A 26,394-nucleotide genomic window follows, 5' to 3' on the forward strand; every position below is an offset into this window, starting at 1 on the left:
TGGCTGGCGAAGCAGGGCGCCCGCAGTCCGTCTGCGTGGTCGCGTCTCCTGCGACGCCGCTTCCCCACTGTGATCCTCCATCCGGCCTTGCGCAGCCCTGCGAGGGACGGGCCGCCGCGTGCACCACGCATGGAGGACTCTCGTGACCCAGACCGACCCCGTCGTCGCCGACGCCGGCACCACCCCGTCCCAGAAGGACGCGTTCGCCCTGACCCCGCCGCCCACCGCCACTGCGATGAGCGTGACCAAGCGCAATGGCGGCCGCGAGCCGGTGGACCTCAACAAGATCGTGCGCGCGGTGCAGCGCAACTGCGAAGGCCTGCACGCCATCGACCCGATGCGCGTGGCCACGCGCACCATCTCCGGCCTGTACGACGGCGCCAGCACGCGCGAACTGGACGAACTGTCGATCCGCACCGCCGCGCTGCTGACCGGCGAGGAACCCGAATACAGCCGCCTGGCCGCACGCCTGCTGGCCGGCTACATCACCAAGGAAGTCACCGGCCAGGAGATCCATGCGTTCTCGCAGTCGGTGACGCGCGGCCACGAGGTCGGCCTGATCAACGACCGCCTGCTGAACTTCGTGCAGACCAACGCGCGCAAGCTCAACGACGCGCTGGATGCCTCGCTGGACCTGCACTTCGACTACTTCGGCCTGCGCACGCTGTACGACCGCTACCTGCTGCGCCACCCGCACACCCGCAAGGTGATCGAGACGCCGCAGCAGTTCTTCCTGCGCATCGCCTGCGCGCTGAGCGAGGACGTGCCGGAAGCGCTGGCGCTGTACCGCCGCATGGGCAATCTGGACTACCTGCCCAGCTCGCCCACGCTGTTCAACAGCGGCACTACGCACGAGCAGCTGTCCTCGTGCTTCCTGCTGGATTCGCCGCAGGACACGCTGGAATCGATCTATGCCAAGTACGGCGACATCGCCCAGCTGAGCAAATTCAGCGGCGGCATCGGCGTGAGCTATACGCGCGTGCGTTCGCGCGGGTCGCTGATCAAGTCCACCAACGGCCACAGCAACGGCATCGTGCCGTGGCTGAAGACGCTGGATTCCTCGGTCGCGGCGGTCAACCAGGGCGGCAAGCGCAAAGGCGCGGCCTGCGTGTACCTGGAAACCTGGCACGCCGACATCGAGGACTTCCTGGAGCTGCGCGACAACACCGGCGACGAAGCGCGCCGCACGCACAACCTCAACCTCGCCAACTGGGTGCCGGACCTGTTCATGAAACGCGTCGAAGCGGACCAGGACTGGTCGCTGTTCGATCCTCGCGTGGTGCCGGAGCTGACCGACCTGTACGGCGCCGCGTTCGAGCTGGCGTATACGCAGGCCGAGACGCAGGGCAAGGCGATGAAGACCATCTCCGCCCGCAAGCTGTACGGCCGCATGATGCGCACGCTGGCCGAGACCGGCAACGGCTGGATGACGTTCAAGGACAAGTGCAACGCCGCCAGCAACCAGACCCTGCGCGCCGGCAACGTGATCCACCTGTCGAACCTGTGCACCGAGATCCTCGAGGTCACCTCGGCCGAGGAAACAGCGGTGTGCAACCTCGGCTCGATCAACCTGGCCCGCCATTTCGACAGCGACCCCGACACCGGCCGCGTCTGGTTCGATTTCGACAAGCTGGCCGAAACCGTCCGTCTGGCCGTGCGCCAGCTGGATCGCGTGATCGACCTGAACTTCTATCCCATCGAGACCGCGCGCCGCGGCAACCTGCGCTGGCGCCCGGTCGGCCTGGGCTGCATGGGCCTGCAGGATGTGTTCTTCAAGCTGCGCCTGCCGTTCGACAGCGCCGAGGCGCGCACGCTGTCGGCGAAGATCGCCGAGACCATCTACTTCCACGCGCTGGAGACGTCGGTGGAACTGGCGCAGGAACGCGGTCGCCATCCGTCCTTCGCCGACACCCGTGCGGCGAACGGCGAACTGCAGTTCGATGCCTGGAACGTGGTGCCGGAAAACGTGGAGCGCTGGGATGCGCTGCGCGCGCGCATCAAGGAACACGGCTTGCGCAACTCACTGCTGATCGCCATCGCGCCGACCGCGACCATCGCCTCGATCGCCGGCTGCTACGAATGCGTGGAGCCGCAGGTGTCCAACCTGTTCAAGCGCGAGACGCTGTCGGGCGACTTCCTGCAGGTCAACCGCTACCTGGTGGACGAACTGAAGAAGCTGGGCCTGTGGACGGCGGAGACGCGCGATGCGATCAAGCTGTCCGAAGGCTCGGTACAGGGCCTGGCGCAGGTGCCGGACGCGCTGCAGCAGATCTACCGCACGGCGTGGGAAATCCCGATGCGTTCGCTGATCGACATGGCCGCCGGCCGAGGCGCCTTCATCGACCAGTCGGCCTCGCTCAACCTGTTCATGGAAAGCCCGAACATCGGCGCGATGTCGTCCATGTACATGTACGCGTGGAAACAGGGCATCAAGACCACCTACTACCTGCGCTCGCGCCCGGCCACCCGCATCGCCAAGACCACGGTCAGCAGCGCAGCGGTCACCGCGCCGCAGCGCGAGTACACGCCGACCGAAGCCATCGCCTGCTCGCTGGAAAATCCGGAAGCGTGCGAGGCGTGCCAGTAAAAAAGAAAAGGGGCCGACTTGCAGGTCGGCCCCTTGGTTGCTTCACCAAAACATCCAAACAGCTTGAGCGGGATGTCTTTGATCGGCACTTCGGCTAAGAAGTACGGCAACTATAACCTTCTATAGGTGAAATTGCTGCTAGCCGGTCAAAGTTTTAGCTCAAGCGCTCACTTCATCAGCAGAGGTAGCCATGAGTAAGGGTAGAGATCGCACGGTGTTCCGCCGAGATGACGGAAATTGGGCAAACAAGAGGAATGATTCGGATAGAGCTTCCAGCGTTCATTCCACGCAGAAAGCGGCGGAGCAATCAGCCCGCCAAATGCTCGGCAATCAGGGTGGCGGTGAGTTGACCACTAAGGGAGTGGACGGAAGGATCCGAAGCAAGGACACCATCTCTCCGGGTAACGATCCGAATCCACCGCGAGACCGCGAGCACTAATAGTAGGGAAGCGATTTGGCACAAGGACGTGCCGACCTCGCCAAGTCAAACATCAGTCAATCTTCCAATACTTGGAAGAAAACAGAAGAAGATCCAATACATGTCTGCACAACCAAAACAAATGTTGCTCGACCCTGGTTTCGAACTGACGTTGCGCCCGATGCGCTATCCGCAGTTCTATGACATGTACCGCGACGCGATCAAGAACACCTGGACGGTGGAGGAGATCAACTTCCAGATCGACATCACCGACCTGCATGCGAAGATGACGCCGGCCGATCGCCACCTGATCCACCGGCTGGTCGCGTTCTTCGCCACCGGCGATTCGATCGTCTCGAACAACCTGGTGCTGAACCTGTACCAGCACCTCAACGCGCCGGAAGCGCGCATGTACCTGTCGCGCCAGCTGTACGAGGAAGCGCTGCACGTGCAGTTCTACCTGACCCTGCTGGACAACTACCTGCCCGACCCGTCGGAGCGCTTCAAGGCGTTCGCCGCGGTCGAGAACATCCCCGCGATCAAGAAGAAGGCCGACTTCTGCTTCAAGTGGATCGACAGCATCCAGGACATGAAGCGGATCGAGACGCGCGACCAGCGCCGCCAGTTCCTGCTCAACCAGATCTGCTTCGCCGCCTGCATCGAGGGCCTGTTCTTCTTCGCCGCCTTCGCCTACGTGTACTACTTTCGCTCGCGCGGCCTGCTGCCGGGTCTGGCCAGCGGCACCAACTGGGTGTTCCGCGACGAGAGCTGCCACATGGAGTTCGCGTTCGAGTGCGTACGCACCGTGCGCGAGGAGGAGCCGGACCTGTTCGACGAACGCATGCAGCAGCAGGTCTACGACATGCTGGAGGAGGCCATCGAGTGCGAAGTGCAGTTCGCGGAGGATGTGCTGTCCGGCGGCGTGGCCGGCATCTCGACGCGCGACATGCGGCAGTACCTGCAGCACTGCGCCGACCAGCATTTCGCCAAGCTCGGCATGCCCAAGCGCTACGACGTGCGTAATCCGCTGCCTTTCATGGAACTGCAGGACGTGCAGGAATTGACCAACTTCTTCGAGCGCCGCGTCTCCGCCTACCAGCTGGGCGTGCAGGGCGAAGTGGGCTTCGACCACGCGTTCTGAGACATCGGGTCGCTGACGATACACATGTGGGAGCGACGTAAGTCGCGATCGCGGCGATTAGCGCCTCGTGGTGCTGCAGCGTCGCATGCCATGTTGAGGACGAGGGCTGCGGTGCCCTTGGCCCAGCGACTGGCCGGACTCTTCATTCCTGCGTTCGCGACTCACGTCGCTCCCACATCGGGCTCCGCGAGCCTCACGACGGCCCGACATCCCGGCGCGCTATGCTGCCGCCGGGAGCACGCACACCGGAGCATCACCATGACCGAACTGGCCACCGCCGAAGCGCGCCCCGTCGAGGCCCGCCTGCTGCACATGGTCTTCCCCGACCACACCAACCACCTGGGCACGCTGTTCGGCGGCCAGGCGCTGGCGTGGATGGACATGTCGGCCTTCATCGCCGCCTCGCGCTATGCGCGCACCACCGTGGTCACCGCGCGCTCGGAGCAGGTCGACTTCAACCAGCCCATCCACAAGGGCGACCTGGTGGAAGTGGTGGCGCGCGTGGTCAAGGTCGGGCGCAGCTCGATGAACGTCGACGTCGAAGTCATCACCGAGAACCTGCTGACCGGCGAGCGCAAGCTGTGTACGCGCGGGCACTTCGTGATGATCGCACTCGACCCGCTGGGCCGGCCCACCCAGGCGCCGCCGCTCGCACCGAAGGAAACGTAGAGCGGGCCTGGGCCCGCCGCCACGACACCGTGCATGTCCCGGAGCAGGCCATGGCGCGAAAAGGCGCTAAACGCGATCGCATCGAAGATCGCTCCGGACTCGGCGCGGGGTTCGGCGTGGTCGTTCGTCATGCTTCTGCAAGCTCCCTCTTCGTGCAGCCCCCATGACGCCTGAAGCCGCTCCACGTTGCCCCCACCGCCGCCGCTGGTTGACCGCGCTCGCTGCAACGCCGCTGGCCGCCAGTGCCTGGCCACGCCTCACGTCCGCCGCCGCCTGCGACGATGCCGCGGGCTGGATCCCGCCCGACGCCTTCCTCGCCGATCTGCCGCGGCTGATGCAGGCGCTGAGCGTGCCGGCGATCGGCATGGCGGTGGTGGAACGGGGCGAGGTGGTGTGGTCGCGCAACCTCGGCGTGCTGAATGCGGAGACGCGCGCGCCGGTGGCGGAGGACACGCTGTTCGAGGATGCCTCGCTGAGCAAGCCGGTGTTCGCCTATCTGGTGCTGCAGCTGGCGGACCAGGGCGTGATCGATCTGGATGCGCCATTGGTGCGCTATCGCCGGATGGACTACCTGGCCGGCCATCCGTGGGTGGATCTGGTCACGGCACGCGACGTGCTGCGCCATTCCACCGGCCTGCCGAACTGGCGCAGGGATCCGGCGAACGAAACACTGGTGCCCGCAGTGAAGCCGGGCACGCGGATCGACTATTCCGGCGAGGCGATCTTCTGGCTGCAGCTGGTGGTGGAGACGCTGACCGGCGAGAGCCTGGATGAATCCATGCAGCGCCTGCTGTTCGGGCCGGCCGGCATGCGCGACAGCAGCTATACATGGAGCCGGGAGCTCGCCGCGCGTTCGGTATACGGGCACCGTGCGGTCGACGACGATGACCCCGCCATGCCGCCGCAAATGCTGCGCGATACCTGGAACGCCGCACAGACGATCGCCGATCGCTGGAACAAGCCGCTCTCGTCATGGCGTTATGCCGATGCCGAGCGCGCCCTGCCCGAGGTGCAGGCGATCACGCCGAAGGGGCTGGTGAACTGGCCCGGCGATGTCCTCGCCAACGCCGCGGCCAGCCTGCGTACCACGCCGACCGACTACGCCCGCTTCATGGCGCTGATGGTGCGCGTGCCGCGCGAGCCCTGGCAGATCACCGAAGCCACGCGCACCGCGATGCTGACGCGGCAGATCGACGTGCCCGGGCGCTGGACCGACAAGGGCCTGGGCTGGAATCTGGAATCCACGCCGCGCGGGCCGGTCTTCTACCACTCGGGCAGCAACGGCGGCATCTTCAAGAACTTCGCGCTGGGCGACGCCCGTGGCCAGCGCGCGCTGGTGGCGCTGACCAACGGCGGCAGCGGCAACGTGCTGTACCGGCGCGTAGTGCGCGCGGCCACCGGGCACGACCTGCTGGCGTTCGACCTGTAGGCACGGCCGTCGGCCCACGCGGACCGGCGATGTGCTAAACAGCGATCCTCACCGCACCGGAGACGCTGCCATGACCTTCCCCCGTTCGTTCCGTCGCTCATCCCTCCGTGGCCTTGGCGTGATCGCCGGCGCCCTGGGCGTGTCCGCCTGCGTCAGCACACCGGGCCCGCAGGTCGCCGGCGACGGCCGGTGCAGCGATGCGACGCTGGGGTGGGCGGTCGGGCAGCCGGCGGACGAGGCCACGCTCAAGCGCCTGTCGCGTGAAAGCGGCGCAGGACTGGTGAATCCGATCGCACCGTCCACCGCCGTCAGGCACGACTCGCGGACCGACCGCCTGCGCGTGTACATCGACGCGCAGAACCGCATCACTGCCGCCCGTTGCGAATAATCCACGCCGCCCCAATGCGCCACGACCACATCCTGACCCTCTCCTGCCCGGACACCACCGGCATCGTCTACCGCGTCACCGGCCTGCTGTACGCGTCGGGCTGCAACATCCTGGACGCGCAGCAGTTCGGCGACGAGGAGTCGGGACGGTTCTTCCTGCGCGTGCATTTCGACGTGCCGGGCGCGACCGAGATCGACGTGCTGCACGAAGGCTTCGCCTCGCTGGCGGCGATGTTCGGCATGGACTGGCGCATCCACGACGCCCGCCGCAAGGCCCGGCTGATGGTGCTGGTCAGCAAGCAGGGCCATTGCCTCAACGACCTGCTGTTCCGCGTGCACAGCCGGCAGCTGCCGGTGGAGATCGCCTGCATCGCCTCCAACCATGCCGACTTCGCGGCGTTGGCGCAGTCGTACGGCGTGGCGTTCCACCACCTGCCGGTGACGGCCGACAACCGCGCCGCGCAGGAACGGCAGATCGTCGACTTGGTGGAACGCGAGCAGATCGACCTGGTGGTGCTGGCGCGCTACATGCAGATCCTCTCGCCCGCCCTGTGCGATGCGCTGGCCGGCCGCGCCATCAACATCCACCACAGCTTCCTGCCCAGCTTCAAGGGCGCCAGGCCTTACCACCAGGCGCACCAGCGCGGGGTCAAGATCATCGGTGCCACCGCGCACTACGTGACCCGCGACCTGGATGAAGGCCCGATCATCGAACAGGACGTGGCCCGCGTGGACCACGCGATGACGCCGAAGGAACTGGTGCGGATGGGCAGCGACATCGAATCGCTGGTGCTGGCGCGCGCCGTACGTCGCCATGTGGAGCACCGCATCCTGTTGAACGGGCACCGGACGGTGGTGTTCCGCTGAGCGCCGTGGCCGCTTCCTGTGGGAGCGACGTAAGTCGCGAGCTCTTCCTCTGGCAACACCAAAAGCTCGCGACTTACGTCGCTCCCACCACTGGCTGTCCCACCATTCCTGCCGCTCAGGCCCCCACGCGCCGCCGCAGCCCCACCAGCACCGCGTACACCACCGCCAGCACCACGACGGCCACGCCGATCGCCGTCCACTCGCGTGCGCTCAGCGTGGTGAGGATGGCGAGCATGCCGAACACCGCTAGGCCGGGGACCAGCGGACCGCCGCGCAGCACGAACGGCTCGCCGCGCTCGCGCAGGTCGGTGCGCTGGGCGCGCCAGGCGGCGATGCCCACCATCACGTACACCAGGCAGACCGCGCCGCCGGAGATCAGCACCAGCGCTTCGAAGTTGCCCAGCACCGCCAGCACGCAGGCGATGCCGGCATGCGCGGCCAGCGCCAGCAGCGGCACGCGGTGGGCGGCGCTGACCCGGCCAAAGGCCTGCGGCAGGTAACCATCGCGTCCCAGTGCGAACAGCAGCCGCGACGAGCCCAGCAGATTGCCGAGCAGGAAACCGGCCATCGACACGCAGGCGGTCACCAGCAGGGCGATGCGCGCCGGATCCCACAACTTCCCTGCCGCCTCGGCGATCGGCACGCTGCTGCTGGCCAGCGCCGGCCCCAGCACGCCCTGGCAGACGATCTGCAGGCCGAGGTACAGCAGCACCACCAGCAGGATCGCACTGAGCGCGGCGCGCGGCACGCTGCGCGAGGGATCGCGCACTTCGCCGCCGGGAATCAGCGCCGTTTCCACGCCCGAGTAGGCGAATACCACCATCACCATCGCCGCGCCCAGCGCCGTCCATGACGGCACATCGGCGAACGCGAAGCTGATCTGCGTGGTGTCGACGAAGGCCAGCCCCACGACCACCAGCAGGAACAGCGGCACCAGCTTCAATGTGGCCAGCGCCATCACCGCGCGTGCGCCCAGCTTCACGCCGAAGGCATTGAGCGCGTAGATCGCCGCGTACACGCCCAGCAGCAACAGCGCGCGCGGCAGCGGCGCATCGAACACGGGCCACAGGCTGGCGACCTGCAGCGACAGCGCGGCGGCGACGCCGGCACTGGACGCTACGTTGCAGATCCACATCAACGCGCCGGCCAGGAAACCCGGCAGCGTGCCGAACACCGCGCTGACGTAGGTGTACGGCCCGCCGGTCGCGGAAGCGCGGCTGCCGATGGCGGCGAAGCACAGCGCCACCGGCACCATCACCAGCGCGCCGGCCAGCAACGCCAGCGGTGCGGCCGCACCGACCTGCGCCGACAGCGCGGCCGGCATCTTGAAGATGCCGCCGCCGACGATGATGTTGATGACCGCCGCCGCCAGCGCCAGGCTGCCGACCGCGCGCAGCAAGGCGGCATCACCCTGCAGTGGGCGGGAGGGAGCGGGATCGGCGTCGCGGGTCATGGGCGTGCGGGGTGGTCGGCGGCCTGCGAGCCTGCCACGCGCACGCGTCGAATGCGAGCCGCGCGCCCGCATGCGCTCATGGCGATTCGCCATTGGACGCGCGCGCCGCCCGGGCTAGCATCGGGCTCCGCCCACGCTGCGTCCCTTGCCATGTCCCATTGCCACCGACGTTCCCTGCAGGCGGCCTGCCTGCTCGCGCTCTCCACGCTGCTGGCGCCGGCCGGCCATGCCGCAGAGTCGACCGCCGTTGCAGCGCTGGAGCAGGCACAGCCCAACCTCGTGCAGTGGCGCCGCGACATCCACCAGCATCCGGAACTCGGCGAACAGGAAACGCGCACGGCGAAGCTCGTGGCCGATCACCTGCGTTCGCTCGGCCTCACCGTGCGCACCGGCGTCGGCAAGACCGGCGTGATCGCGGTGCTGAAAGGCGCCAAGCCCGGCCCGCGGATCGCGCTGCGTGCCGACATGGATGCACTGCCCGTCACCGAGCAGACCGGCCTGCCGTTCGCGTCCAAGGTCAAGGCCGAGTACCGCGGCCAGCCGGTCGGCGTGATGCACGCCTGCGGCCACGACGCGCACGTCGCCATCCTGATGGGCGTGGCGCAGGCGCTGGTCGCGGCGAAGGACGACCTGCCGGGCGAGGTGATGTTCGTGTTCCAGCCGGCCGAAGAAGGTCCGCCGGTCGCCGGCGAGGTGTTCGGTGCGGCGCTGATGCTGAAGGAAGGCGTGTTCAAGGACTTCACGCCGGACGCCGTGTTCGGCCTGCATGTATGGGCGGGCCTGCCGGTCGGCAGCGTGGGCTACCGCAGCGGCCCGCTGATGGCGGCAGCGGACGAATGGTCGCTGACCGTGCGCGGCAAGCAGACGCACGGTTCGCGGCCGTGGGACGGCGTGGACCCGATCACCTTGGGCGCGCAGATCCTGCTGGGCACGCAGAGCATGATCGCGCGCCAGATCAACATTGCCACCAGCCCCGTGGTGCTGACCGCGGGCCAGTTCCAGGCCGGCGTGCGCTTCAACATCATTCCGGACGAGGCGAAGCTCGTGGGCACGCTGCGCACCTTCGATCCAGCGGTGCGCGAGGACGTGATCGCGCGTTTCCGGCGCATCGCCACCGACTACGCGCACGCCAGCGAGGGCACCGCGGAACTGCAGGTGGTCAACAACGCACCGGCGACGATCAACCAGCCTGCCCTGACGCAGCGCGTGCGGCCGTCGCTCGAGAAGGCGGTCGGTGCGGCGAACGTGGTGGAGATGCCGCTGGTGACGGTGGCGGAGGATTTCTCGCAGTTCGCCAATACTGTGCCAGGCTTCTACTTCTTCGTCGGTTCCACGTCCAAGGGCATCGATCCGGCCACCGCGCCGATCAACCACTCGCCGCAGTTCCTGCTCGACGAACAGGCGCTGGAAACCGGCAGCAAGGCGATGCTGCAGGTGGCGCTGGATTACCTGCGCACCCCTTGATCCAGGCTGGTTGTGGGAGCGACGTGAGTCGCGAGCTTTTCCTTCGGGCAAGGGAAAAAGCATCGCGACTCACGTCGCTCCCACAACAACCGATCAAAGACCGAGCGACACCCGCAGCGGATGCTGCGGATCCGCCAGCAGGCGGATCGCCAACGCGATGGAGACGGTCACCAGCAGTGGCTTGATGATGCGGGCGCCCTGCTTCATCGCGAAGCGCGAGCCGAGTTGCGCGCCGAGGAACTGGCCTGCGCCCATCAGCAGGCCGATCTTCCACAGCACCGCGCCGTGGGCGAGGAACACCGCGAATGCACCGAGGTTGGAGCCGAAGTTGAGGAACTTGGTGTGCGCGGTGGCCTTGAGGATGCCGAAGCCGGCCAGCGCCACGAAGCCCAGCATCAGGAACGAGCCGGTACCGGGCCCGAACACGCCGTCGTAGAAGCCGATCGCCGGCACGAAGGTCAGCGCGAACACCTGCGGGCGCATGCGCTGGTGCCGATCGACGTGGCCGATGTCGGGCTTGAATCCGAAATAGAGGGCGATGCCGACCAGCAGGAACGGCAGCGCCCACTTCAGCCATTCGACCGGAATCACCGTCGCCAGCAGCGCGCCGCCAACGGCACCGAGCGCCGCGGTCAGCACCATCGGCAGCTGGCCCTTGAGATCGACATGGCCGTGCCGGGCATAGGCCCAACTCGCGGACCCGGAACCGAACAGCGACTGCAGTTTGTTGGTGCCCAGCACCTGCAGCGGCGGAATGCCGGCCAGCAGCATGGCGGGAATAGTCACCATGCCGCCGCCACCGGCGATGGCATCGATGAAGCCCGCCAGCATCGCGGCGAGGAACAGCAGCAGGAGCACCTGCAGGGCGAGGTCGGGCATGGGGGTTCCGGGGCGGTGACGATGCGTGTCCACCCAACGACCGACGGGCACGACGCGCGCTCATTCTAGTGGAGACCGGAACCGCGGGCGTCGTTCGTGGTGAGCTTCGGGCTCCGTTCGTGGTGAACCTGTCAAGCCACGCCTCGCGCGGAAAAGCGGGTCGTTCTGGTGCCTCGATTCAAAGCAAGCAGCGTGGTTCGACAGGCTCACCACGAACGGAATCCAGGCGCGTTGGCCGACGCGGTCGTTCGTGTCCGGTCGCGAGCATCGATGTACGTCCCAACCCCACAGGGCCAATGCGGTTAGCATCGCCCTATCCCGTCCGGAGTCCGACACGATGCGCCACGCACGCCTGTTTGCCGCTTCCCTGCTGACCACCGCACTGGCGGCTGCCCTTCCTGCCGCCGCACAGGACGGCGCAACCACGCAGCGTCCCGAAGTCGCCGCCGCCGGCAAGGCCGTGCAGCAGCAGGTGATCGACTGGCGCCGGCACTTCCACCAGTACCCGGAGCTGTCCAACCGCGAAGAGCAGACCGCCAAGCGCGTGGCCGAGGAGCTGCGAAAGCTGGGCCTGCAGCCGCGCACCGGCATCGCCCGGCATGGCGTCACCGCGGTGATCAAGGGCGGCAAGCCCGGCCCGCGCATCGCGCTGCGTGCGGACATGGATGCTCTGCCGGTGACCGAGCGCAACGAGCTGCCGTTCGCATCGAAGGCCACCGCCACGTACCGCGGTGAAACGGTCGGCGTGATGCACGCCTGCGGCCACGATGCGCACACCGGCATCCTGCTGGGCGTGGCGAAGGCGCTGGTCGGGATGAAGGACACCTTGCCGGGCGAAGTGCTGCTGGTGTTCCAGCCCGCCGAGGAAGGCGCGCCGGCCGGCGAAGAGGGCGGTGCGTCGCTGATGCTGGCCGAAGGCGTGTTCAAGGACTTCAAACCGGAAGCGGTGTTCGGCCTGCACGTGTTCTCGTCGATCCCGGTCGGCCAGATCGGCGTGCGTCAGGGGCCGCTGATGGCCGCGTCGGACAGCTTCACGCTGAAGGTCATCGGCCGGCAGACGCACGGCTCGCGCCCGTGGGGCGGCGTGGATCCCATCGTCGCAATGGCCGACGTGATCGGCACGACCCAGACCATCGTCAGCCGCCGCACCGACATCTCCAAGCTGCCGGCGGTGGTCAGCTTCGGCGCCATCAAGGGCGGCATCCGTTACAACATCATCCCCGACGACGTGGAAGTGGTCGGCACCATCCGCACCTTCGACGAAGGCATGCGGCAGAAGATCTTCGCCGACCTGAAGAATGTCGCCAGCCACGTCAGCGCCGCGCACGGTGCGAAGGTGGAGGCCAGCGTGCCGGACAACGACGGCAATCCCGTCACCGTCAACAACCCGGAACTCACCGCGCGCATGCTGCCCAGCCTGCAGGCCGTGGTCGGCGCCGACAACGTCATCACCCCGCCGCTGCAGATGGGCGCGGAGGACTTCTCGTTCTATGCGCGCGAAGTGCCGTCGATGTTCTTCTTCGTCGGCAGCACGGCCAAGGGCACGGATCCGGTGACCGCGCCGAGCAACCATTCGCCGGAGTTCATGCTGGACGAGGGCTCGCTCGACATCGGCCTGCGGTCGCTGCTGCAGGTGACGCTGGACTATTTGAGAGCATCGCACGGCTGACCCTCCCCGTTGCCGCAAGCAAGGCGCGCGGCGACAATGCCGCGCCCAGCCCCCTCACTTCCCGCCTCACATGAGCCCGGCCCTCACCCGCGCGTTGGCACTGTTCGACGACTGCGTGGCGATGTCGCCCGCGGAGCGGAGCGTCCTGCTGGCCGAACTCGCCCACCAGGACCCCGACACGCATCGTGCGCTGCTGAGCCTGCTGGCGTCGGACGATGCCCTGCAGAGGGCGGGGGAACACGACCTGCTACCTCGTGCGGACTTCGACGCCCTGCCCGGTCGGTCCTTCGCCATGACGGCCGACGGCGGCGACGGCCCTGCTGACGCGCGCGTCGGCAGCCGGCTAGGCCCCTGGCGGATCAAGCGGATGTTGAGTTCCGGTGGTATGGGCACGGTGTATGAAGCCTGGCGCGACGATGGCCAGTACCAGCAGCGCGTCGCACTGAAGTGCATCCGCACTGAACTGACCTCGCCGCGCCTGGTCGAGGGCTTCCGCCGCGAACGCGAGACCTTGGCTGCATTGGACCATCCCGGCATCGCGACGCTGTTCGACGGCGGCATTGAGCCCGACGGCCAACCTTGGTTTGCCATGCGCTATGTGCAGGGCGAGCAGCTCGATACCTGGTGCGACACCCGCAAGGCAGGTCTGCGCCAACGCGTGGAGTTGCTGGTGCAGGTCTGTGACGCCCTCGTTTATGCGCATCAGCGACAGGTGCTGCACCAGGATATCAAGCCTTCCAACCTGATGGTCAACGACACCGGCCAGGTGCAGGTGCTCGACTTCGGCCTGACCGCATCGCTCGTCGCCGGGGAAAGCCAGCCGCGCCTGGCCGCCTCCGATGGCTATACGGCGCCCGAAGCCCTTGCCGGGGCCATGCCCGCGGTAACCATGGATGTCTGGTCCCTGGGCATGCTGGCGTACCGCCTGCTCAGTGGCGTGCTGCCACGCGTGTCTTCCCCTTTGCTGTCGACCGTACTGGAGCGCGAGCAAGGAGACGGACCGCCGTACATGTCGAACCTCGCCGCGCGGGGCACGGCGACCGAGGCGCATCTGCGCGGGTTCGACCATGCCGAGACGCTCGCGCGCGCGCTGTCAGGCGACCTCGATGCCATCGTCGCCCGCAGCGTCGCCTTGGCGCCCGATGCGCGTTATTCCTCAGTCGCCGCGTTGCGCGAAGACCTGCTGGCATGGCTGCACACCCGACCGGTAAAGGCGCGCAACGGAGGCGTGCTCTACCGCAGCGCGCGCCTGCTGGCGCGTCATCGGCTGGTCGCCTCACTGGGAGCGTTGACGCTCGTAGTGCTGGCAAGCAGCCTGGGTGTGCTGTTTTGGCAGGAGCGCCGCGCGGCGCGGGAGACCGCGTCCAGTCTCGCGCTGTCGCAGGTGTTCGAACACATGCTGGGCACCGCCACACTGTCCGGCCTCGGCGATACCCCGATGTCCTCGCGCTCGCTGCTGCAGGACACCGAGCGCCAGGTCCGTTCCCTGCCGCTGGACGAGCATCCTGTCGTACTTGCCCGCGGCCTGTCGATGCTGGCTCGCAACTACAGCGTACTCGGGGACTACCAGCAAGCGACCCGGCTCGCGCACGAGGCCACCGTACTGCAAGGCGAGGACGCGCTGGCGCAGGCCAGCGCACAGGCCACGCTGGCCGCGCTGCTCAACCTGCAGGGCAAGTCGCGCGACGCGCAGTCCGCGGCGCGCGAGGGCCTCGCCGCGCCGGGCGGCGTGGACGACACCGCCACACGCCTCCAGCTGCTGACCGAACTGGCGCGCAGCCATTGGGACCTGGGCGACCCGGAGACCGCGCGGCGTACGCTGGACAGGGCACTGATGCTTGCCGAACGTAGCGCACTTCCGATCGCACAGGCCGAACTGCTGATCCTGCGTGGGTACTGGCGCACACGTTTGGCTCAGTTCGCCGACGCCGACGCCGACCTGCAGCGCGCGATCGCCCTGACCTTGCGGGTGTCTCCGCTGGTCGCGAACGAGGCACGCCACATCCGGGCACAGAACCTGCTGCTGCAGGAGCGCATCAAGGATGGCACTCGGGTCGCCAGTGACCTGCTCGCCGATTACCGCCGTCGGCTGGGCGATTCGCATCCGCTGGTAGGCCGTGCATGGCGGGTGGTCGCCAACCTGCAGTGCTCGGGTGGAGAACTCGATGCCTGCGCGGCATCCATCGCCCAGGCCGAACGGATTGTCCGTCTCCACTACGGTGAGACGCACCCTGAGTTCGCCGACGTGCTCCGCGTGCGTTCGCTGCTGGGTGTGTTCGGCCAGGCTAGGGCAGATGAGGGCATCACGCTGGTGCGCCGCGCGGAGGCGCTTCTCACTGCCAGCTATCCAGAGCGGCACGAAACCGTGTCGCGCATCCGCACGATGCTCGCCCGGCGCCTTATCTTCCAGCACGATGCGGCATCGCATAGGGCGGCCCTGGATGAAGCCATCGCACTGATGCAGTCGGTGCACGCAGCCCATACCGAGGGCCACCTGCCGCTGCAGCCGTTGCACCGCATTACATTGGCCCAGGCGCTGACGCGCCGCGGTGGCGAAGGCGACCAGGCACGAGCACAGCAGCTGCTGGAACAGAACGAACACGCACTGCGTGCCTATCCTCCGGCCTACAGCATGACCTTCTACAACCGCTACCTGCTGGCGCGGGCCGCTTACGTGGAAGGTGACACCACGCGTGCCGACACCCTGCTGGCCGGCATGGTCGCGCCAATGCGGCTGCACCTGGACAGCACCAACAACCGCTTCATATTGCGCGACGTGCTGATGCTGCGCGCGCGGATCGCACTCGATGGCGGCGACAAGATGGCGGCGAACGAACTTCTCACCCTGGCCGTCGCGCACATGGAGTCCACCTTCGGCCCCGACCACGTCGGTACCGTCAGGACACGCAATGCGCTAAAGGCGATGGGCGAAACCGGCACCTTCGCGCTGCTGAACTAGCGTGGGCACCCGCTTACGCTTGATCGCCGTCGAGGTAGTACCAGCGACCCTCCACCCGCACGAAACGGCTGCGCTCCTGCATGCGCACCGCACTGCCGCCGCCGATGCGATAGCGCGCCACGAATTCCACCTCGGCCGTGTCCGTGCCGGTGACGCGATGCACCTTCACGGCCAGGCCCAGCCAGGTGGTTTTCGCCGACCCCGGCGTGTCCAGGCCGAGTTCCTCCGGACGCGTGTCCGGATGCCAGCTGGCGCGCAGGTAGGCGGCATCGCCGAGGACGTAGGCGCTGTAGCGCGAGCGCATCAGCGCTTCGGCATCGGGCGCGGGCTCACCGGCGTGGTACCGGCCACAGCAGGCGGCGTAGTCGCGACCGGGGCCGCAGGGACAGGGGTTCATGGCGGGGTTGCTTCTCGTGGGAGCGACGTAAGTCGCAAAGGCGCCGCCGCGGCCGTTCATCGCGACTTACGTCGCTCCCACGACCGCGTTGCTCAACGCCTTCCGTTGCCCGTCTCGATGAAGCGCAGGAATTCCGCCCGCGTGCGCGCATCCTCGCGGAAGGTGCCCAGCATCTTGCTGGTCACCATGCTGACGCCGCGCTTGTGCACGCCGCGGGTGGTCATGCATTCGTGCGCGCCGTCGACCACGACCGCCACGCCGCGCGGGTGCAGCACGTCCTGGATGCACTGCGCGATCTGCGCGGTCATCTTCTCCTGCACCTGGAAGCGGCGCGCATACACGTCCACCACGCGGGCCAGCTTGCTGATGCCCACCACCTTGCCGTCGGGCAGGTAGCCCACGTGGGCGCGGCCGATGATCGGCGCCATGTGGTGCTCGCAGTGGCTCTCGAACTCGATGTCGCGCAGCACGATCATCTCGTCGTAACCGGCGACTTCCTCGAAGGTGCGCGCCAGGTACTCGCGCGGATCGATCTGGTAACCGCTGAACCAGTCGCGGTAGGCCTTGGCCACGCGCTTGGGCGTGTCCAGCAGACCCTCGCGCGTGGGATCCTCGCCCGCCCATTCGAGCAGCACGCGCACGGCGTCCTCGGCCTGCGCCTGGCTCACCTTGGCGGATTTGTCGTCGGACTGGCTCATCGCGTGGATTCCTGCGGGGGGCGTGGAGGATAACGCATCTGTCTCGCCGAGCCCTTACGGCGCCGCCGCAGGACTGGATGCAGTCCGCGCACGTTGCGCAACGTGGCGGGATGCGCGGCCGCGCCTCCCGCGCCGCCGCGGCACTCGCCAAGCCGGGCACGGCGGCGCAAGCTAGACAGGCCACCGCGACGGGTGCACCCGTCGTTTTCCACTGCCTGTTCCGGAGTCACTCCATGCTGCGTACGCTGTTGCTCTCCTCCGCCATCGCCGTCGCCCTGTCCGCCTGCGGCGACCGCCCCGCTGCCGAATCCGCCATGCCCGCCGACACCGCTATCCAAGACCACAATCCCCTTTACGTCGCCAGTGCCCTGCCGTTCCAGGCGCCGCCGTTCGACAGGATCAAGGACGCCCACTACCAGCCCGCGATTGAAGAAGGCATGCGGCGACATCTGGCCGAGGTACGCAAGATCGCCGACAACCCCGAGCCAGCCACGTTCGCCAACACCTTCCTCGCGCTGGAACAGAGCGGCATGCTGCTGACGCGTGCGAGCAGCGTGTTCTTCGCGATGACGGGCGCCCACACCAATCCCACGCTGCAGGCCGCCGAGGAGGCGCTGGCGCCCCAGCTGGCCGAGCACAGCGACGCCATCCACCTCGATCCCACGCTCTTCGCCCGCGTGAAGTCGGTCTACGACGCCCGCGACACGCTCGGCCTGACGCCCGAGCAGAAGACCGTGGTCGAGCACACCTATGACGGCTTCGTGCGTGCCGGCGCACAGCTGTCCGATGCCGACAAGGCCGAGCTGCGCAAGCTCAACAGCGAGGAATCCTCGCTGACCACGGCGTCCGGCACCAAGCTGCTGGCCGCGGGCAATGCGGGCGGCGTGTTCGTTAGCGACAAGGCGAAGCTCGATGGCATGGACGAGGGCGCGATCGCCGCCGCGGCCGATGCGGCCAAGGCCGCGGGCAAGGACGGCCAGTGGCTGCTGAGCCTGCAGAACACCACCCAGCAGCCGGTGCTGGCCTCGCTGAAGGACCGCGCGCTGCGCGAGCAGGTGATGGCCGCCTCGCTGGGCCGCGCCGAGAAGGGCGACGGCAACGACACCCGCGCGACCATCCAGCGCCTGGCCGAACTGCGCGCGCGCAAGGCGCAGCTGCTGGGCTTCCCGAACTACACCGCCTACAGCATCGCCGACCAGATGGCCGGCACGCCCGAGGTCGCGCTGAAGCTGCTGACCGACACCGTGCCCGCGGCCACCGCGCGTGCGCGTGCGGAACTGGCCAAGATCCAGGGCGTGGTCGACGCGCAGCGGGGCGGCTTCACCGCCGGCGCGGCCGACTGGGATTTCTATGCCGAGCAGGTCCGCAAGGCCGAGTTCGACCTGGACGAATCGCAGATCAAGCCGTACTTCGAGCTGGACCGCGTGCTGAAGGACGGCGTGTTCTTCGCCGCGCACGAGCTGTACGGCATCACCGCGAAGGAGCGCAAGGACATCCCGGTCTACCACCCGGATGTGCGCGTATTCGACATCATCGACGCCGACGGCAAGCAGCTGGCGCTGTTCTACCTGGATCCGTTCAAGCGCGAGAGCAAGCAGGGCGGCGCGTGGATGGGGAACTTCGTCGAGCAGAACGGCCTGACCGGCGACATCCCGGTGGTCTACAACGTGGAGAATTTCACCAAGCCCGCCGCCGGCCAGCCCGCGCTGCTCAGCTTCGACGACGTCACCACGCTGTTCCATGAGTTCGGCCATGCGCTGCACGGCTTCTTCTCGAAGACCCAGTATCCCAGCGTGGCCGGCACCAACGTGCCGCGCGACTTCGTCGAGTTCCCGTCGCAGTTCAACGAGCACTGGGCGCTGGACCCCAAGGTGTTCGCCCACTACGCCAAGCACCACCAGACCGGCGAGGCGATGCCGCAGGCGCTGGTCGACAAGATCGTCAAGGCGCGCACCTTCAACCAGGGCTACGCCACCACGGAATACCTGTCGGCCGCGCTGCTGGATCTCGCCTGGCATCTGCAACCGCCCGGCGCCGGCAAGCAGGACGTGGATGCGTTCGAGACGCAAGCGCTGGCGAAGTACAGGGTGGACATCGCGGCGGTGCCACCGCGCTACCGCACCAGCTACTTCAGCCACATCTGGGGCGGCGGCTACGCGGCCGGCTACTACGCCTACTTCGGCGCGGAAGTGCTCGACCACGACGCCTTCCAGTGGTTCCGCGAGCACGGTGGGCTGACCCGCGAGAACGGCCAAGTCTTCCGCGACAAGGTGCTGTCGATCGGCCACTCGCGCGACCTGGCTGCGGCCTACCGCGACTTCCGCGGCAAGGACCCCAGCGTCGAACCGCTGCTGGAGCATCGCGGGTTGAAGTAGCACCACGCCGCAATCGCAATATCGGAGAAGGCCCGCGAAAGCGGGCTTTCTGTTTGCCGACAGGCATTCACCTCAGTGAGGACGGATGGTTTGTCGTACACGGGTGTACGCACTAGAGTGCGGCGGCATCGGATAGCCGTGCTTGTCCAAGGATCACGTGATGACGGACGCATCAACCAGCAGCCTGCACGTGCCTCATCATCGTCTGCCAGGCAGCCTGATGGCGCTCGTGCTTTCCACACTCACCGCTTGCGCGGACAAGGCCTTGGAACCGGACTACGCCCGGGAGGCCGTACAGCCTGTGGTCGTGCAGGCAGCCGCTGACGGCGAGGCACGCATCCGCTTCGCCTCGCCGCCGGAAAGCCTGTACTACGCGGCCGGCGTGTCCTACCGGGCGAGGCGCGATGAACTGCAGGTCGTGATCGACCGCTGCCCCATCCGCGGCGACTGCATCACGATGGCGAAGGGGACGCGCCTCGGCGACGGGCGCACGACGGAGGTCCGCGTGCCGCTCGATGGCAGACGTCTGATCGTGATCCATGCCGACGGCGTGGAGTCCCTCGTTCCGTAACGGCATCCGAGGTGTCGACGCAGCGTGGATGCAGCGATGCGTATCCTGCACGCATGAAGCTGCTGATCATCACCTACGGTACCGAGGGCGATACGCGTCCGCTGGCGGCGCTGGGACATGCGCTGATGCAGGCAGGGCATCAGGTCGACCTGCTCGGCGATGCCAGCACGCTCGGCGTCGCGCAAACGCTGGACATACCGGCTCGCGCAGTGGCCGGCGACATCCGCGCGACGATCGCCGCCGACGGGGCGATGCGCGACATCACGCGCAACCTCGCCCGCCTCACCATCGCGCACAGTGGCGACTGGCTGGGCCAGGCCATCGAGGCCGGCCGGGGATGCGACGCGATCATCGTTTCCGGACTGGCGGGCTTGGTCGGCCTGTCGGCGGCGGAAGCGCTGCGCGTGCCGGCGATCGGCGCGATGCTGATCCCGATCTCGCCGACCGCTGCGTTCGCCTCGCCGTTCCTGCCGCTCACGCCGCCGCGCCTGTTCAATCGCGCCAGCCATCACCTGTTCGGCGAACTCAGCTGGCGCGTGTTCCGCACCGCGACCAACCGGGCACGTGCGCAGGCGGGTCTGCCGCCGCGGCGGTCACTGTGGACCGACCATCCGATGCTCTACGGTGTCTCGCCCGCGCTGGTGCCGCGCCCTGTCGACTGGCCGGACAACGCGCACGTCTGCGGGCAGTGGGTGCCGCCGCTGGCGTCGACCTTCACGCCACCCGATGACCTGCGCGCCTTCCTCGATGCCGGCGAACCGCCGGTTTACATCGGCTTCGGCAGCATGGCCGGCTTCGACAACACGCGGCTGATGAAAGCTGTGACCGGCGCCGTCGGTGACCGGCGCGCGCTGTTCAACGCGGGCTGGAGCGGCATCGACACGACGCGGTTGCCCGCCAACGTCCATGCCGTCGGCCACGTGCCGCACGACTGGCTGCTGGCACGCTGCGCGCTGGCCATCCATCACGGCGGCTCCGGCACCACGCATTCCGCCTGCCGCGCCGGCATTCCCTCGGTGATCGTGCCGTTCGCCGGCGACCAGTTCTTCTGGAACGCGCGCCTGCGCGCTGCCGGCGTGATGCACCACGCACTGAAGGGCGCCACGATCACCGCCGATGCGCTGGGCGCCGCGCTTGCCTACGCCGGCAGCGAAACCGCGCGTAACAGCGCGAAGGCGATCGGCCAGGCCATGCAGCACGAAGACGGCTGCACGACCGCTGTGCGCCTGGTGGAGCGCTACGCGACGCGGCGCTGAGCGGGCTCAGACCGCCGCCTCGTTCTCACCTGCATCTTCCAGCAGGAAATCGCGCAACAGCCGCGCACTGGGGCCGATGCGGCGGCCGTGCACCAGAAAGATCTCGAGCGGCGCGGTCTCCACCTCGGGCAGCACGCGGACCAGTTCGCCGGACGCCAGCGGTGCGGCGGCATCGTAGGCGGGCAAGCGCGCGATGCCTTCCCCGGCCAGCACGAAGGCCAACCGCGACGCCGCGCTGTCGGTGACCAGGTCGCCCTGCACCGGCACATCGACGGCGTGGCCGTTCTCGCGCACCGTCACCGAGCGCAGGCTGGGCGGATAGATCACCCAACGGTGCTGGTCCAGCTCCGCCACCGTGGCCGGTGCGCGGTAACGGCGCAGGTAGGCCGGCGCAGCGCACAGCAGGGTCGGCTCGCGCACCAGGCGACGTGCGACCAGGTCGGAATCGGCGAGCGGGCCGGCCCGCACCGCCAGCTCGATGCCCTGCTGCACCAGGTCCACGTTGGCGTCGTTCATCGCCACGTGCAGGCGGATGGCCGGATAGCGGCGTCGGAATTCCAGCAGCGCCGGCAGGATGCGCTTGTTGCCGAAGTGGTGCGAACAGGTGATGCGCACTTCGCCGCGTGGTTCGGCGCGCAGCAACTCCATCCCGCGGATACCGTCGTGCGCCTCGTCGAGCAGGCGCTCGCAATGCACGCGGAAGGCCTCGCCCGCCGGCGTCAGGCTGAAGCTGCGCGTGCTCCGCTGCGCCAGCGGCACGCCGAGTTTGGTTTCGAGCACGCGGATGTGGTGGCTGACCACCGCGCGGGTCAGCCCCAGCGCGCGGGCACCCGCGGCGAAGCTGCCGCTGCGCACGACGGTGGCGAAGACCGCCATGGCCCGCAGTTCGTCGAGGATCGGGGACGGATGATGACTCACGGCGGGATTGTCTTATCTGATGTGACAATGCGTCAATCGCGGCGGTGCTACCGGCACCGCCGGCATGCGCCTACTGTTCGTTTCACCCGGAAACCCCGGGCCTATCGAACCCCAAGGAGCGTGTCATGAGTGTCAAGCATGTCCTGTTTGTTGTGACAAACGCCGGCAAGATCGGGCCGCACGAGCGCCCGACCGGCTTCTTCTTCCCCGAGATCGCCCACCCGTTCGAGGTGCTGGACCGGGCCGGCATCGCGGTCGAATTCGCCTCGCCGCAGGGCGGCCAGACCCCACACGATGGCTTCGACGGCAGCGACCCGGCGCAAGCCACGTTCCTGGACAGCGCCGCGTTCCGCCGCCTCAACCGCAGCCGCCGACTGTCCGAGGTGGACGTGCTGGACTATGACGCGGTGTTCTTCCCCGGCGGCCTCGGCCCGATGGTCGACATCACCGGCAATCCGGAGGTGCAGGCGCTGGTCCGCCGCGCCTGGGACGCCGGCAAGATCGTCGCTGCCGTCTGCCACGGCCCGGCGGCGCTGCTCGGCGTCACGCTCGCCGACGGCACGCCGCTGGTGCGTGGTCGCCAGGTCACCGGGTTCTCCACCGCCGAAGAAGATGGCTACGCGCGCGCCGACGTGCCGTTCGACCTGGAAAGCGCGCTGCGCGAGGAAGGCGCCGTCTACGAGGCCGCCACCCCGTGGCAGCCGCACCTCAAGGTCGATGGCCGCCTGATCACGGGACAGAATCCCGCCTCGGGCACGCTGGTCGGCGAAGCCATCGTCGCGGCACTGCGGAGCGGGCGCTGATGGACACGGCTACCACGATCACCGTGCTCGCGCAGTGGCGCGTGCAGGAAGGCCGCCTCGACGACGTGCTCGCGCACGTCGCCGGGCTGCGCACCGCGTCGCTGGCCGAACCGGGCTGCCTGCACTACGCGGTCTTCCGCTCCCTGGACGCGGCCGACACGCTGCTGCTGGTCGAACGCTATCGCGACGCCGACGCGCTGGACGCGCATCGCCAGTCGGCGCATTACCGGGCGCTGGTGGTGGAACGGATCCTGCCGCTGCTGGCCGATCGCCAGGTGGATCTGCTGCAGGCCCGCTGAGCGGTCGCGGGGCAACTCACTCCGCCGCGACCGGCGCGCCCATGGTGCCCTTGCTGTACATGCCCGAGCGGTCGAAGCAGCAGGCGCGGCGCTTGCCGGACGCGAGCATGTCGCAGGCGGTGGCGATGCGCTTGGTGCGCGTCTCGGCCTTCTTGCCCGAGGTGATCCAGTGGATCCAGTCGCGACGCGCCACCGGCGTCAGGCTGGTCCACACCGCCTTGGCGGCGGGCGAGGCAGCGAGCGCCTTGTGCAGGTCGGGCGGCACCGCCGGCTCGGGTTCTTCCTTCACCGGCGCGATCACCAGGGCGACCTTGTCGCCGGCCGCGACACCGGCGGCCTCGCGCAGTGTCTTATCCACCTTCAGCCAGTGGCTGCCTTCGCCATCGGGTTCCAGCGTGGCCTGGAACGGCGCGCCCGCGAACGTGCCCTCCACCGTCGTCATGCTGCGCGCGGGCAACTTCGCGCTGGCCGCCTTCGGCAGCACCAGGAAGGTCCAGGTGGCGTTATCCGGTTCGGCGGGGCGATGCAGCACCGCCGTGAAACGAATGGATGCGGTCGGGGTCATGGCGTGATGGTAGCGCTGGACGACGGAGGGCGGCTGCGCACGGCCCGTCTTCATTATGCTCCGGGGAACACGCCCTCCAGCGCGCGCACCGACCGTACGCTGGCGCCCAGCGTCTGCGCCAGCAGCGCCAGTGCCGTACGCCGTCGCGCCGGACTGATCGCGGCAACCGCGTCCTGCGGCACGCACAGCGCGAACTCGCGCATGTTGGCGTCCTGCGCCGTGGCCAGCACGCATGAATCGGCCGACACCCCGGTCAGCACCCGCCGGCGTACGCCGAGCTTGTCCAGCAGGATCGGCAACGGCGTGGCGAGGAAACCGGAACGCTTCGGCTTCAGCACGTGGTCGTCGTGCGGGCGCGGCGGCAAGCGCCGCACGATGGCGGCCGACGCACCGCCGGCTTCATGGCAGGCCGCCAGCAGATCGTCGAAGCCGCCCTGCCAGCGCGCGACGTGTTCGTTCATGTAGATCGTCGGCTAGCGCGCGGCGTTGAAGCGTGCACGCAGCGCCGTGATCGTCGCCGCGCCCGTTCCACCTTGTGAACGTCGTGCATGCACGTTCGTCACCTCGTGTTTCCTCCCGTGCGCCTAAAAACAAGGCTCTTTTCCATCACGGAGTCCAGCCATGGCACGTTCCGGCCACGTCAACAAGGCGCAAGTCCATGAACTGCTGCTGCAGGCGCTCGAGACCGAGCGCGGCGGCATCCAGATCTACACCACCGCAATCAAGGCGGCGGTGAACAAGGACCTGAAGAAAGAGTGGGGCGAGTATCTCGACGAAACCCGCACCCATGAGCAGGTGCTCACGCGCGTGTTCGAGCAGCTCGGCATGGATACCGAAGAGGCATCCCCTGGCCGTGCCGTCGTCGCACACCAGGGCGCGTCGCTGGTGGAAGCCATCGAGATGGCCATGAAGCACGGTACACCCGAAGCGGCCGAACTGGTCGCCGCCGAGTGCGTGGTGCTGGCCGAGACCAAGGACCACCAGAACTGGGAACTGATCGGCAAGATCGCCGAACAGGGTGGCGAGCTGGCGAAGGTGCTGGAACCGGCCTACAAGGCGGTCGAAAGCGACGAGGATCACCACCTCTACCACACGATGGGCTGGTGTCGGGAACTGTGGATCCAATCGCTCGGCATGCCGGCCGTGCTGCCGCCGCCGGAAGAGGTCAAGCAGGTCGAAACCGCCATCGGCGCTTCGCGGGCCGAGCAGGCGCGCGATCAGATGCTGGGCCGCAAGCACTGACGGCCGCACGATGCCACGCCCCGATGCATCCGCCACCGGCATGCACCGCGCCACCGATGTGCCGCCCGTCGATCCCGCCCTGCTGACCTTCGGGATCGATGTTTTCCAGGCGGTGATGACCGGTGCCATGCCGGTGGCCGAGTACGACGGCGACGACCTGCCGTGCCTGGGCATGAATGCAATCACCCGGCAGGTCAGCGGTCACGGACTGACGCCGCAGGAAGAAGCGGCGCTGGTGCTGCGCGTGGTCGCATTCGGCGAACTGATCGGCCAGGCCGAACACGACCACCGCATCGCCGGTCACGTCGCCGTGGCGGGCTCGGGCTACCACATCACCCCCGCGTTCCTGCAGGCGGCGGCCGGCGCGGACATCGTGCAGCGCGCCGATGGTGGCTTCGCCTACGATCTGGAAAGCGTCGCCGCGCGGCTGGTTCACTGATCGTCGGGCGCGTCCCTGTCCTTGCGGCGGATGAAGGTGATCTCGCCGGACGACTCCAGCACCGCCAGCGCGATCTCGCCGAGCGTGGCGTAACCGGCCGAACGCCGCGCGATGGCGAAGTCGTGTTCGCTCAGCGACTGCCGCGCCAGTTCATCGCGGAACAGATGGCCATGGCGCACCAGGATGACCGGCTTGCCTTCGACCACTTCGTCGAAGCGTCGGGAGCGCGACGACAGTTTGCCGACGCCCCAGTTCAGGCCCAGCAGCGTCGCCGCCAGGATCAGCCCGCCCAGCAACGAGGTGTCCTCGCCGATCAGCGAGTTCTGCACCGCCGTGCCCAGCAGCACCACCACCAGCAGGTCGAACGGGGTGAACTGGCCGACCGTGCGCTTGCCGCTCAGCCGCACCATCACCAGCACCACGACGTACACCGCCACGGCCCGCAGTACGAACTCCCACCACGGCATTCCCAATTCGAACAGGCTGCGCACCACACCGTCCATCATCGCCACCTCGTCTGCATTCAGGGCTTGCCGGCGGGCCGCTCATCGCCGTCGGCGGTGTAGGCAGGCGGCGCGTAGAAGTTCACCGTCTTCAACGGCGTGCGGCCGGTGGCGCGGATCTCGTGGCGTTCGCCCCGCTCGATCAGCAGCAGGCTGCCGGGCCTCAGCGCGCGACGCGCACCGTCCACGATGGCGATGCCCGTCCCCTCGGCGACGAACAGCCACTGGTCCGCACCGCGATGACGGTTGTCCGGTCCGCCTTCGCTGTCGCCCGGCGCGATGACCATCTGCGCCGCCTGCACGCCGTTCGCCTCGAACAGCGGAAGAAAGCCGATGCCCATGCGGAGATGCCGGGATTTCATGATGTCGCCGATCGGAAGCCGATGAGGCGTGCAGCATCGACCGC

General features: G+C 68.0%; 26 protein-coding genes. 17 read left to right on the plus strand and 9 right to left on the minus strand.

From position 1 onward, the window contains the following. Window positions 1-235: 235 nt before the first annotated feature. The 7 genes from ASD77_RS05455 to purU all read left to right on the plus strand — a co-directional run bounded on the left by ASD77_RS05455 (window position 236) and on the right by purU (window position 7,498). Window positions 236-2,587 (plus strand): ribonucleoside-diphosphate reductase subunit alpha, encoded by a 2,352-nt coding sequence (locus ASD77_RS05455; RefSeq protein ID WP_082563230.1) that lies wholly within the window; start codon window positions 236-238, stop codon window positions 2,585-2,587. A gap of 190 nt (window positions 2,588-2,777) precedes the next feature. Beyond that, entirely contained in the window at window positions 2,778-3,026 is a 249-nt protein-coding gene (locus tag ASD77_RS17675; protein ID WP_082563143.1) for a DUF2188 domain-containing protein, read from the plus strand. Between the two features lie 100 nt (window positions 3,027-3,126). Continuing rightward, the gene (locus ASD77_RS05460; RefSeq protein ID WP_055938432.1) at window positions 3,127-4,146 is read left to right on the plus strand and encodes a ribonucleotide-diphosphate reductase subunit beta; all 1,020 of its coding nucleotides are present in this window, start codon (window positions 3,127-3,129) and stop codon (window positions 4,144-4,146) included. Between the two features lie 258 nt (window positions 4,147-4,404). Next, window positions 4,405-4,815 carry an acyl-CoA thioesterase gene (locus ASD77_RS05465; RefSeq protein WP_055938434.1) on the plus strand — a complete coding sequence of 137 codons (411 nt, stop codon included), beginning with the start codon at window positions 4,405-4,407 and terminating at the stop codon, window positions 4,813-4,815. A gap of 163 nt (window positions 4,816-4,978) precedes the next feature. Continuing rightward, entirely contained in the window at window positions 4,979-6,244 is a 1,266-nt protein-coding gene (locus ASD77_RS05470) for a serine hydrolase domain-containing protein (protein ID WP_156383475.1), read from the plus strand. Window positions 6,245-6,314: 70 nt separating this feature from the next. Then, the gene (locus tag ASD77_RS05475; RefSeq protein ID WP_055938440.1) at window positions 6,315-6,632 is read left to right on the plus strand and encodes a hypothetical protein; all 318 of its coding nucleotides are present in this window, start codon (window positions 6,315-6,317) and stop codon (window positions 6,630-6,632) included. Window positions 6,633-6,646: 14 nt separating this feature from the next. After that, window positions 6,647-7,498, plus strand: a complete 852-nt coding sequence (gene purU / locus ASD77_RS05480; protein ID WP_055938444.1) for a formyltetrahydrofolate deformylase — start codon at window positions 6,647-6,649, stop codon at window positions 7,496-7,498. 115 nt (window positions 7,499-7,613) lie between these two features. Here the strand turns inward: purU and ASD77_RS05485 are convergent, their stop codons facing one another. Next, the gene (locus ASD77_RS05485; RefSeq protein ID WP_162247595.1) at window positions 7,614-8,951 is read right to left on the minus strand and encodes an APC family permease; all 1,338 of its coding nucleotides are present in this window, start codon (window positions 8,949-8,951) and stop codon (window positions 7,614-7,616) included. A gap of 150 nt (window positions 8,952-9,101) precedes the next feature. Here ASD77_RS05485 and ASD77_RS05490 point away from each other — a divergent pair, with 150 nt between their 5' ends. Continuing rightward, complete coding sequence (locus ASD77_RS05490; RefSeq protein WP_055938449.1) at window positions 9,102-10,415, plus strand: M20 family metallopeptidase; 1,314 nt, start codon at window positions 9,102-9,104, stop codon at window positions 10,413-10,415. Between the two features lie 93 nt (window positions 10,416-10,508). Here ASD77_RS05490 and ASD77_RS05495 read toward each other — a convergent pair whose 3' ends face one another. After that, on the minus strand, window positions 10,509-11,294 hold the full coding sequence (locus ASD77_RS05495; RefSeq protein ID WP_055938452.1) for a TSUP family transporter: 786 nt from the start codon (window positions 11,292-11,294) through the stop codon (window positions 10,509-10,511). 337 nt (window positions 11,295-11,631) lie between these two features. Between ASD77_RS05495 and ASD77_RS05500 the strand changes: the two genes are divergently transcribed. Both ASD77_RS05500 and ASD77_RS05505 read left to right on the plus strand, forming a co-directional pair. Further along, complete coding sequence (locus ASD77_RS05500) at window positions 11,632-12,963, plus strand: M20 family metallopeptidase (RefSeq protein WP_055938455.1); 1,332 nt, start codon at window positions 11,632-11,634, stop codon at window positions 12,961-12,963. A gap of 70 nt (window positions 12,964-13,033) precedes the next feature. Next, window positions 13,034-15,922 (plus strand): serine/threonine-protein kinase, encoded by a 2,889-nt coding sequence (locus tag ASD77_RS05505; protein ID WP_055938457.1) that lies wholly within the window; start codon window positions 13,034-13,036, stop codon window positions 15,920-15,922. A gap of 13 nt (window positions 15,923-15,935) precedes the next feature. Here ASD77_RS05505 and ASD77_RS05510 read toward each other — a convergent pair whose 3' ends face one another. Both ASD77_RS05510 and folE read right to left on the minus strand, forming a co-directional pair. Further along, on the minus strand, window positions 15,936-16,319 hold the full coding sequence (locus ASD77_RS05510) for a YchJ family metal-binding protein (RefSeq protein ID WP_055938460.1): 384 nt from the start codon (window positions 16,317-16,319) through the stop codon (window positions 15,936-15,938). Window positions 16,320-16,411: 92 nt separating this feature from the next. Next, complete coding sequence (gene folE, locus ASD77_RS05515; protein WP_055938462.1) at window positions 16,412-17,017, minus strand: GTP cyclohydrolase I FolE; 606 nt, start codon at window positions 17,015-17,017, stop codon at window positions 16,412-16,414. 233 nt (window positions 17,018-17,250) lie between these two features. On the opposite strand from folE, the gene dcp reads away from it, so the two are divergent. From dcp to ASD77_RS05530, 3 genes are all read left to right on the plus strand, one after another. Continuing rightward, a complete protein-coding gene (gene dcp / locus ASD77_RS05520; protein WP_055938465.1) occupies window positions 17,251-19,392 on the plus strand; it encodes a peptidyl-dipeptidase Dcp in 2,142 nt (713 codons plus the stop codon). Window positions 19,393-19,552: 160 nt separating this feature from the next. Then, window positions 19,553-19,963, plus strand: coding sequence for a hypothetical protein (locus tag ASD77_RS05525; RefSeq protein WP_162247596.1), 411 nt, complete (start codon window positions 19,553-19,555; stop codon window positions 19,961-19,963). 53 nt (window positions 19,964-20,016) lie between these two features. Further along, window positions 20,017-21,219 (plus strand): glycosyltransferase, encoded by a 1,203-nt coding sequence (locus tag ASD77_RS05530; protein WP_055938470.1) that lies wholly within the window; start codon window positions 20,017-20,019, stop codon window positions 21,217-21,219. A 6-nt stretch (window positions 21,220-21,225) separates the two neighbouring features. On the opposite strand, the gene ASD77_RS05535 is transcribed toward ASD77_RS05530, so the two are convergent. Continuing rightward, window positions 21,226-22,137: a LysR family transcriptional regulator gene (locus ASD77_RS05535; protein ID WP_235578482.1), complete on the minus strand. Its 912-nt coding sequence runs from the start codon at window positions 22,135-22,137 to the stop codon at window positions 21,226-21,228. A 125-nt stretch (window positions 22,138-22,262) separates the two neighbouring features. Here ASD77_RS05535 and ASD77_RS05540 point away from each other — a divergent pair, with 125 nt between their 5' ends. After that, window positions 22,263-22,940 carry a type 1 glutamine amidotransferase domain-containing protein gene (locus tag ASD77_RS05540; RefSeq protein ID WP_055938481.1) on the plus strand — a complete coding sequence of 226 codons (678 nt, stop codon included), beginning with the start codon at window positions 22,263-22,265 and terminating at the stop codon, window positions 22,938-22,940. Beyond that, window positions 22,940-23,239 (plus strand): putative quinol monooxygenase, encoded by a 300-nt coding sequence (locus ASD77_RS05545; RefSeq protein ID WP_055938484.1) that lies wholly within the window; start codon window positions 22,940-22,942, stop codon window positions 23,237-23,239. The genes ASD77_RS05540 and ASD77_RS05545 overlap by 1 nt, the downstream gene beginning before the upstream one ends. Before the next feature lie 16 nt (window positions 23,240-23,255). Here the strand turns inward: ASD77_RS05545 and ASD77_RS05550 are convergent, their stop codons facing one another. Then, entirely contained in the window at window positions 23,256-23,804 is a 549-nt protein-coding gene (locus ASD77_RS05550) for a YdeI/OmpD-associated family protein (protein WP_055941086.1), read from the minus strand. A gap of 53 nt (window positions 23,805-23,857) precedes the next feature. Then, a complete protein-coding gene (locus ASD77_RS05555) occupies window positions 23,858-24,265 on the minus strand; it encodes an isochorismatase family protein (protein WP_055938487.1) in 408 nt (135 codons plus the stop codon). Window positions 24,266-24,425: 160 nt separating this feature from the next. On the opposite strand from ASD77_RS05555, the gene ASD77_RS05560 reads away from it, so the two are divergent. After that, window positions 24,426-25,046 (plus strand): hypothetical protein, encoded by a 621-nt coding sequence (locus ASD77_RS05560; protein WP_055938490.1) that lies wholly within the window; start codon window positions 24,426-24,428, stop codon window positions 25,044-25,046. A 10-nt stretch (window positions 25,047-25,056) separates the two neighbouring features. After that, window positions 25,057-25,485: a hypothetical protein gene (locus ASD77_RS05565; RefSeq protein WP_055938492.1), complete on the plus strand. Its 429-nt coding sequence runs from the start codon at window positions 25,057-25,059 to the stop codon at window positions 25,483-25,485. Here ASD77_RS05565 and ASD77_RS05570 read toward each other — a convergent pair. Next, complete coding sequence (locus ASD77_RS05570; protein WP_156383574.1) at window positions 25,479-25,976, minus strand: YetF domain-containing protein; 498 nt, start codon at window positions 25,974-25,976, stop codon at window positions 25,479-25,481. The two genes, ASD77_RS05565 and ASD77_RS05570, sit on opposite strands and share 7 nt — an antisense overlap. A 32-nt stretch (window positions 25,977-26,008) precedes the next feature. Further along, window positions 26,009-26,350, minus strand: a complete 342-nt coding sequence (locus ASD77_RS05575) for a cupin domain-containing protein (RefSeq protein WP_055938501.1) — start codon at window positions 26,348-26,350, stop codon at window positions 26,009-26,011. Window positions 26,351-26,394 lie beyond the last annotated feature (44 nt).

The sequence above is a fragment of the Pseudoxanthomonas sp. Root65 genome (assembly GCF_001427635.1).
Lineage (GTDB): Bacteria > Pseudomonadota > Gammaproteobacteria > Xanthomonadales > Xanthomonadaceae > Pseudoxanthomonas_A.

Coding starts and splice junctions, on each gene's coding strand:
- ASD77_RS05510 (WP_055938460.1), bottom strand. CDS start 16,319: ATGAACCCCTGTCCCTGCGGCCCCGGTCGCGACTACGCCGCCTGCTGT.
- ASD77_RS05505 (WP_055938457.1), top strand. CDS start 13,034: ATGAGCCCGGCCCTCACCCGCGCGTTGGCACTGTTCGACGACTGCGTG.
- ASD77_RS05465 (WP_055938434.1), top strand. CDS start 4,405: ATGACCGAACTGGCCACCGCCGAAGCGCGCCCCGTCGAGGCCCGCCTG.
- ASD77_RS05500 (WP_055938455.1), top strand. CDS start 11,632: ATGCGCCACGCACGCCTGTTTGCCGCTTCCCTGCTGACCACCGCACTG.
- ASD77_RS05545 (WP_055938484.1), top strand. CDS start 22,940: ATGGACACGGCTACCACGATCACCGTGCTCGCGCAGTGGCGCGTGCAG.
- ASD77_RS05460 (WP_055938432.1), top strand. CDS start 3,127: ATGTCTGCACAACCAAAACAAATGTTGCTCGACCCTGGTTTCGAACTG.
- ASD77_RS05530 (WP_055938470.1), top strand. CDS start 20,017: ATGAAGCTGCTGATCATCACCTACGGTACCGAGGGCGATACGCGTCCG.
- ASD77_RS05565 (WP_055938492.1), top strand. CDS start 25,057: ATGCCACGCCCCGATGCATCCGCCACCGGCATGCACCGCGCCACCGAT.
- ASD77_RS05550 (WP_055941086.1), bottom strand. CDS start 23,804: ATGACCCCGACCGCATCCATTCGTTTCACGGCGGTGCTGCATCGCCCC.
- ASD77_RS05560 (WP_055938490.1), top strand. CDS start 24,426: ATGGCACGTTCCGGCCACGTCAACAAGGCGCAAGTCCATGAACTGCTG.
- ASD77_RS05495 (WP_055938452.1), bottom strand. CDS start 11,294: ATGCCCGACCTCGCCCTGCAGGTGCTCCTGCTGCTGTTCCTCGCCGCG.
- ASD77_RS05540 (WP_055938481.1), top strand. CDS start 22,263: ATGAGTGTCAAGCATGTCCTGTTTGTTGTGACAAACGCCGGCAAGATC.
- ASD77_RS05490 (WP_055938449.1), top strand. CDS start 9,102: ATGTCCCATTGCCACCGACGTTCCCTGCAGGCGGCCTGCCTGCTCGCG.
- ASD77_RS05470 (WP_156383475.1), top strand. CDS start 4,979: ATGACGCCTGAAGCCGCTCCACGTTGCCCCCACCGCCGCCGCTGGTTG.
- ASD77_RS05575 (WP_055938501.1), bottom strand. CDS start 26,350: ATGAAATCCCGGCATCTCCGCATGGGCATCGGCTTTCTTCCGCTGTTC.
- ASD77_RS05525 (WP_162247596.1), top strand. CDS start 19,553: ATGACGGACGCATCAACCAGCAGCCTGCACGTGCCTCATCATCGTCTG.
- ASD77_RS05475 (WP_055938440.1), top strand. CDS start 6,315: ATGACCTTCCCCCGTTCGTTCCGTCGCTCATCCCTCCGTGGCCTTGGC.
- folE (WP_055938462.1), bottom strand. CDS start 17,017: ATGAGCCAGTCCGACGACAAATCCGCCAAGGTGAGCCAGGCGCAGGCC.
- dcp (WP_055938465.1), top strand. CDS start 17,251: ATGCTGCGTACGCTGTTGCTCTCCTCCGCCATCGCCGTCGCCCTGTCC.
- ASD77_RS17675 (WP_082563143.1), top strand. CDS start 2,778: ATGAGTAAGGGTAGAGATCGCACGGTGTTCCGCCGAGATGACGGAAAT.
- ASD77_RS05485 (WP_162247595.1), bottom strand. CDS start 8,951: ATGACCCGCGACGCCGATCCCGCTCCCTCCCGCCCACTGCAGGGTGAT.
- ASD77_RS05555 (WP_055938487.1), bottom strand. CDS start 24,265: ATGAACGAACACGTCGCGCGCTGGCAGGGCGGCTTCGACGATCTGCTG.
- ASD77_RS05455 (WP_082563230.1), top strand. CDS start 236: ATGAGCGTGACCAAGCGCAATGGCGGCCGCGAGCCGGTGGACCTCAAC.
- purU (WP_055938444.1), top strand. CDS start 6,647: ATGCGCCACGACCACATCCTGACCCTCTCCTGCCCGGACACCACCGGC.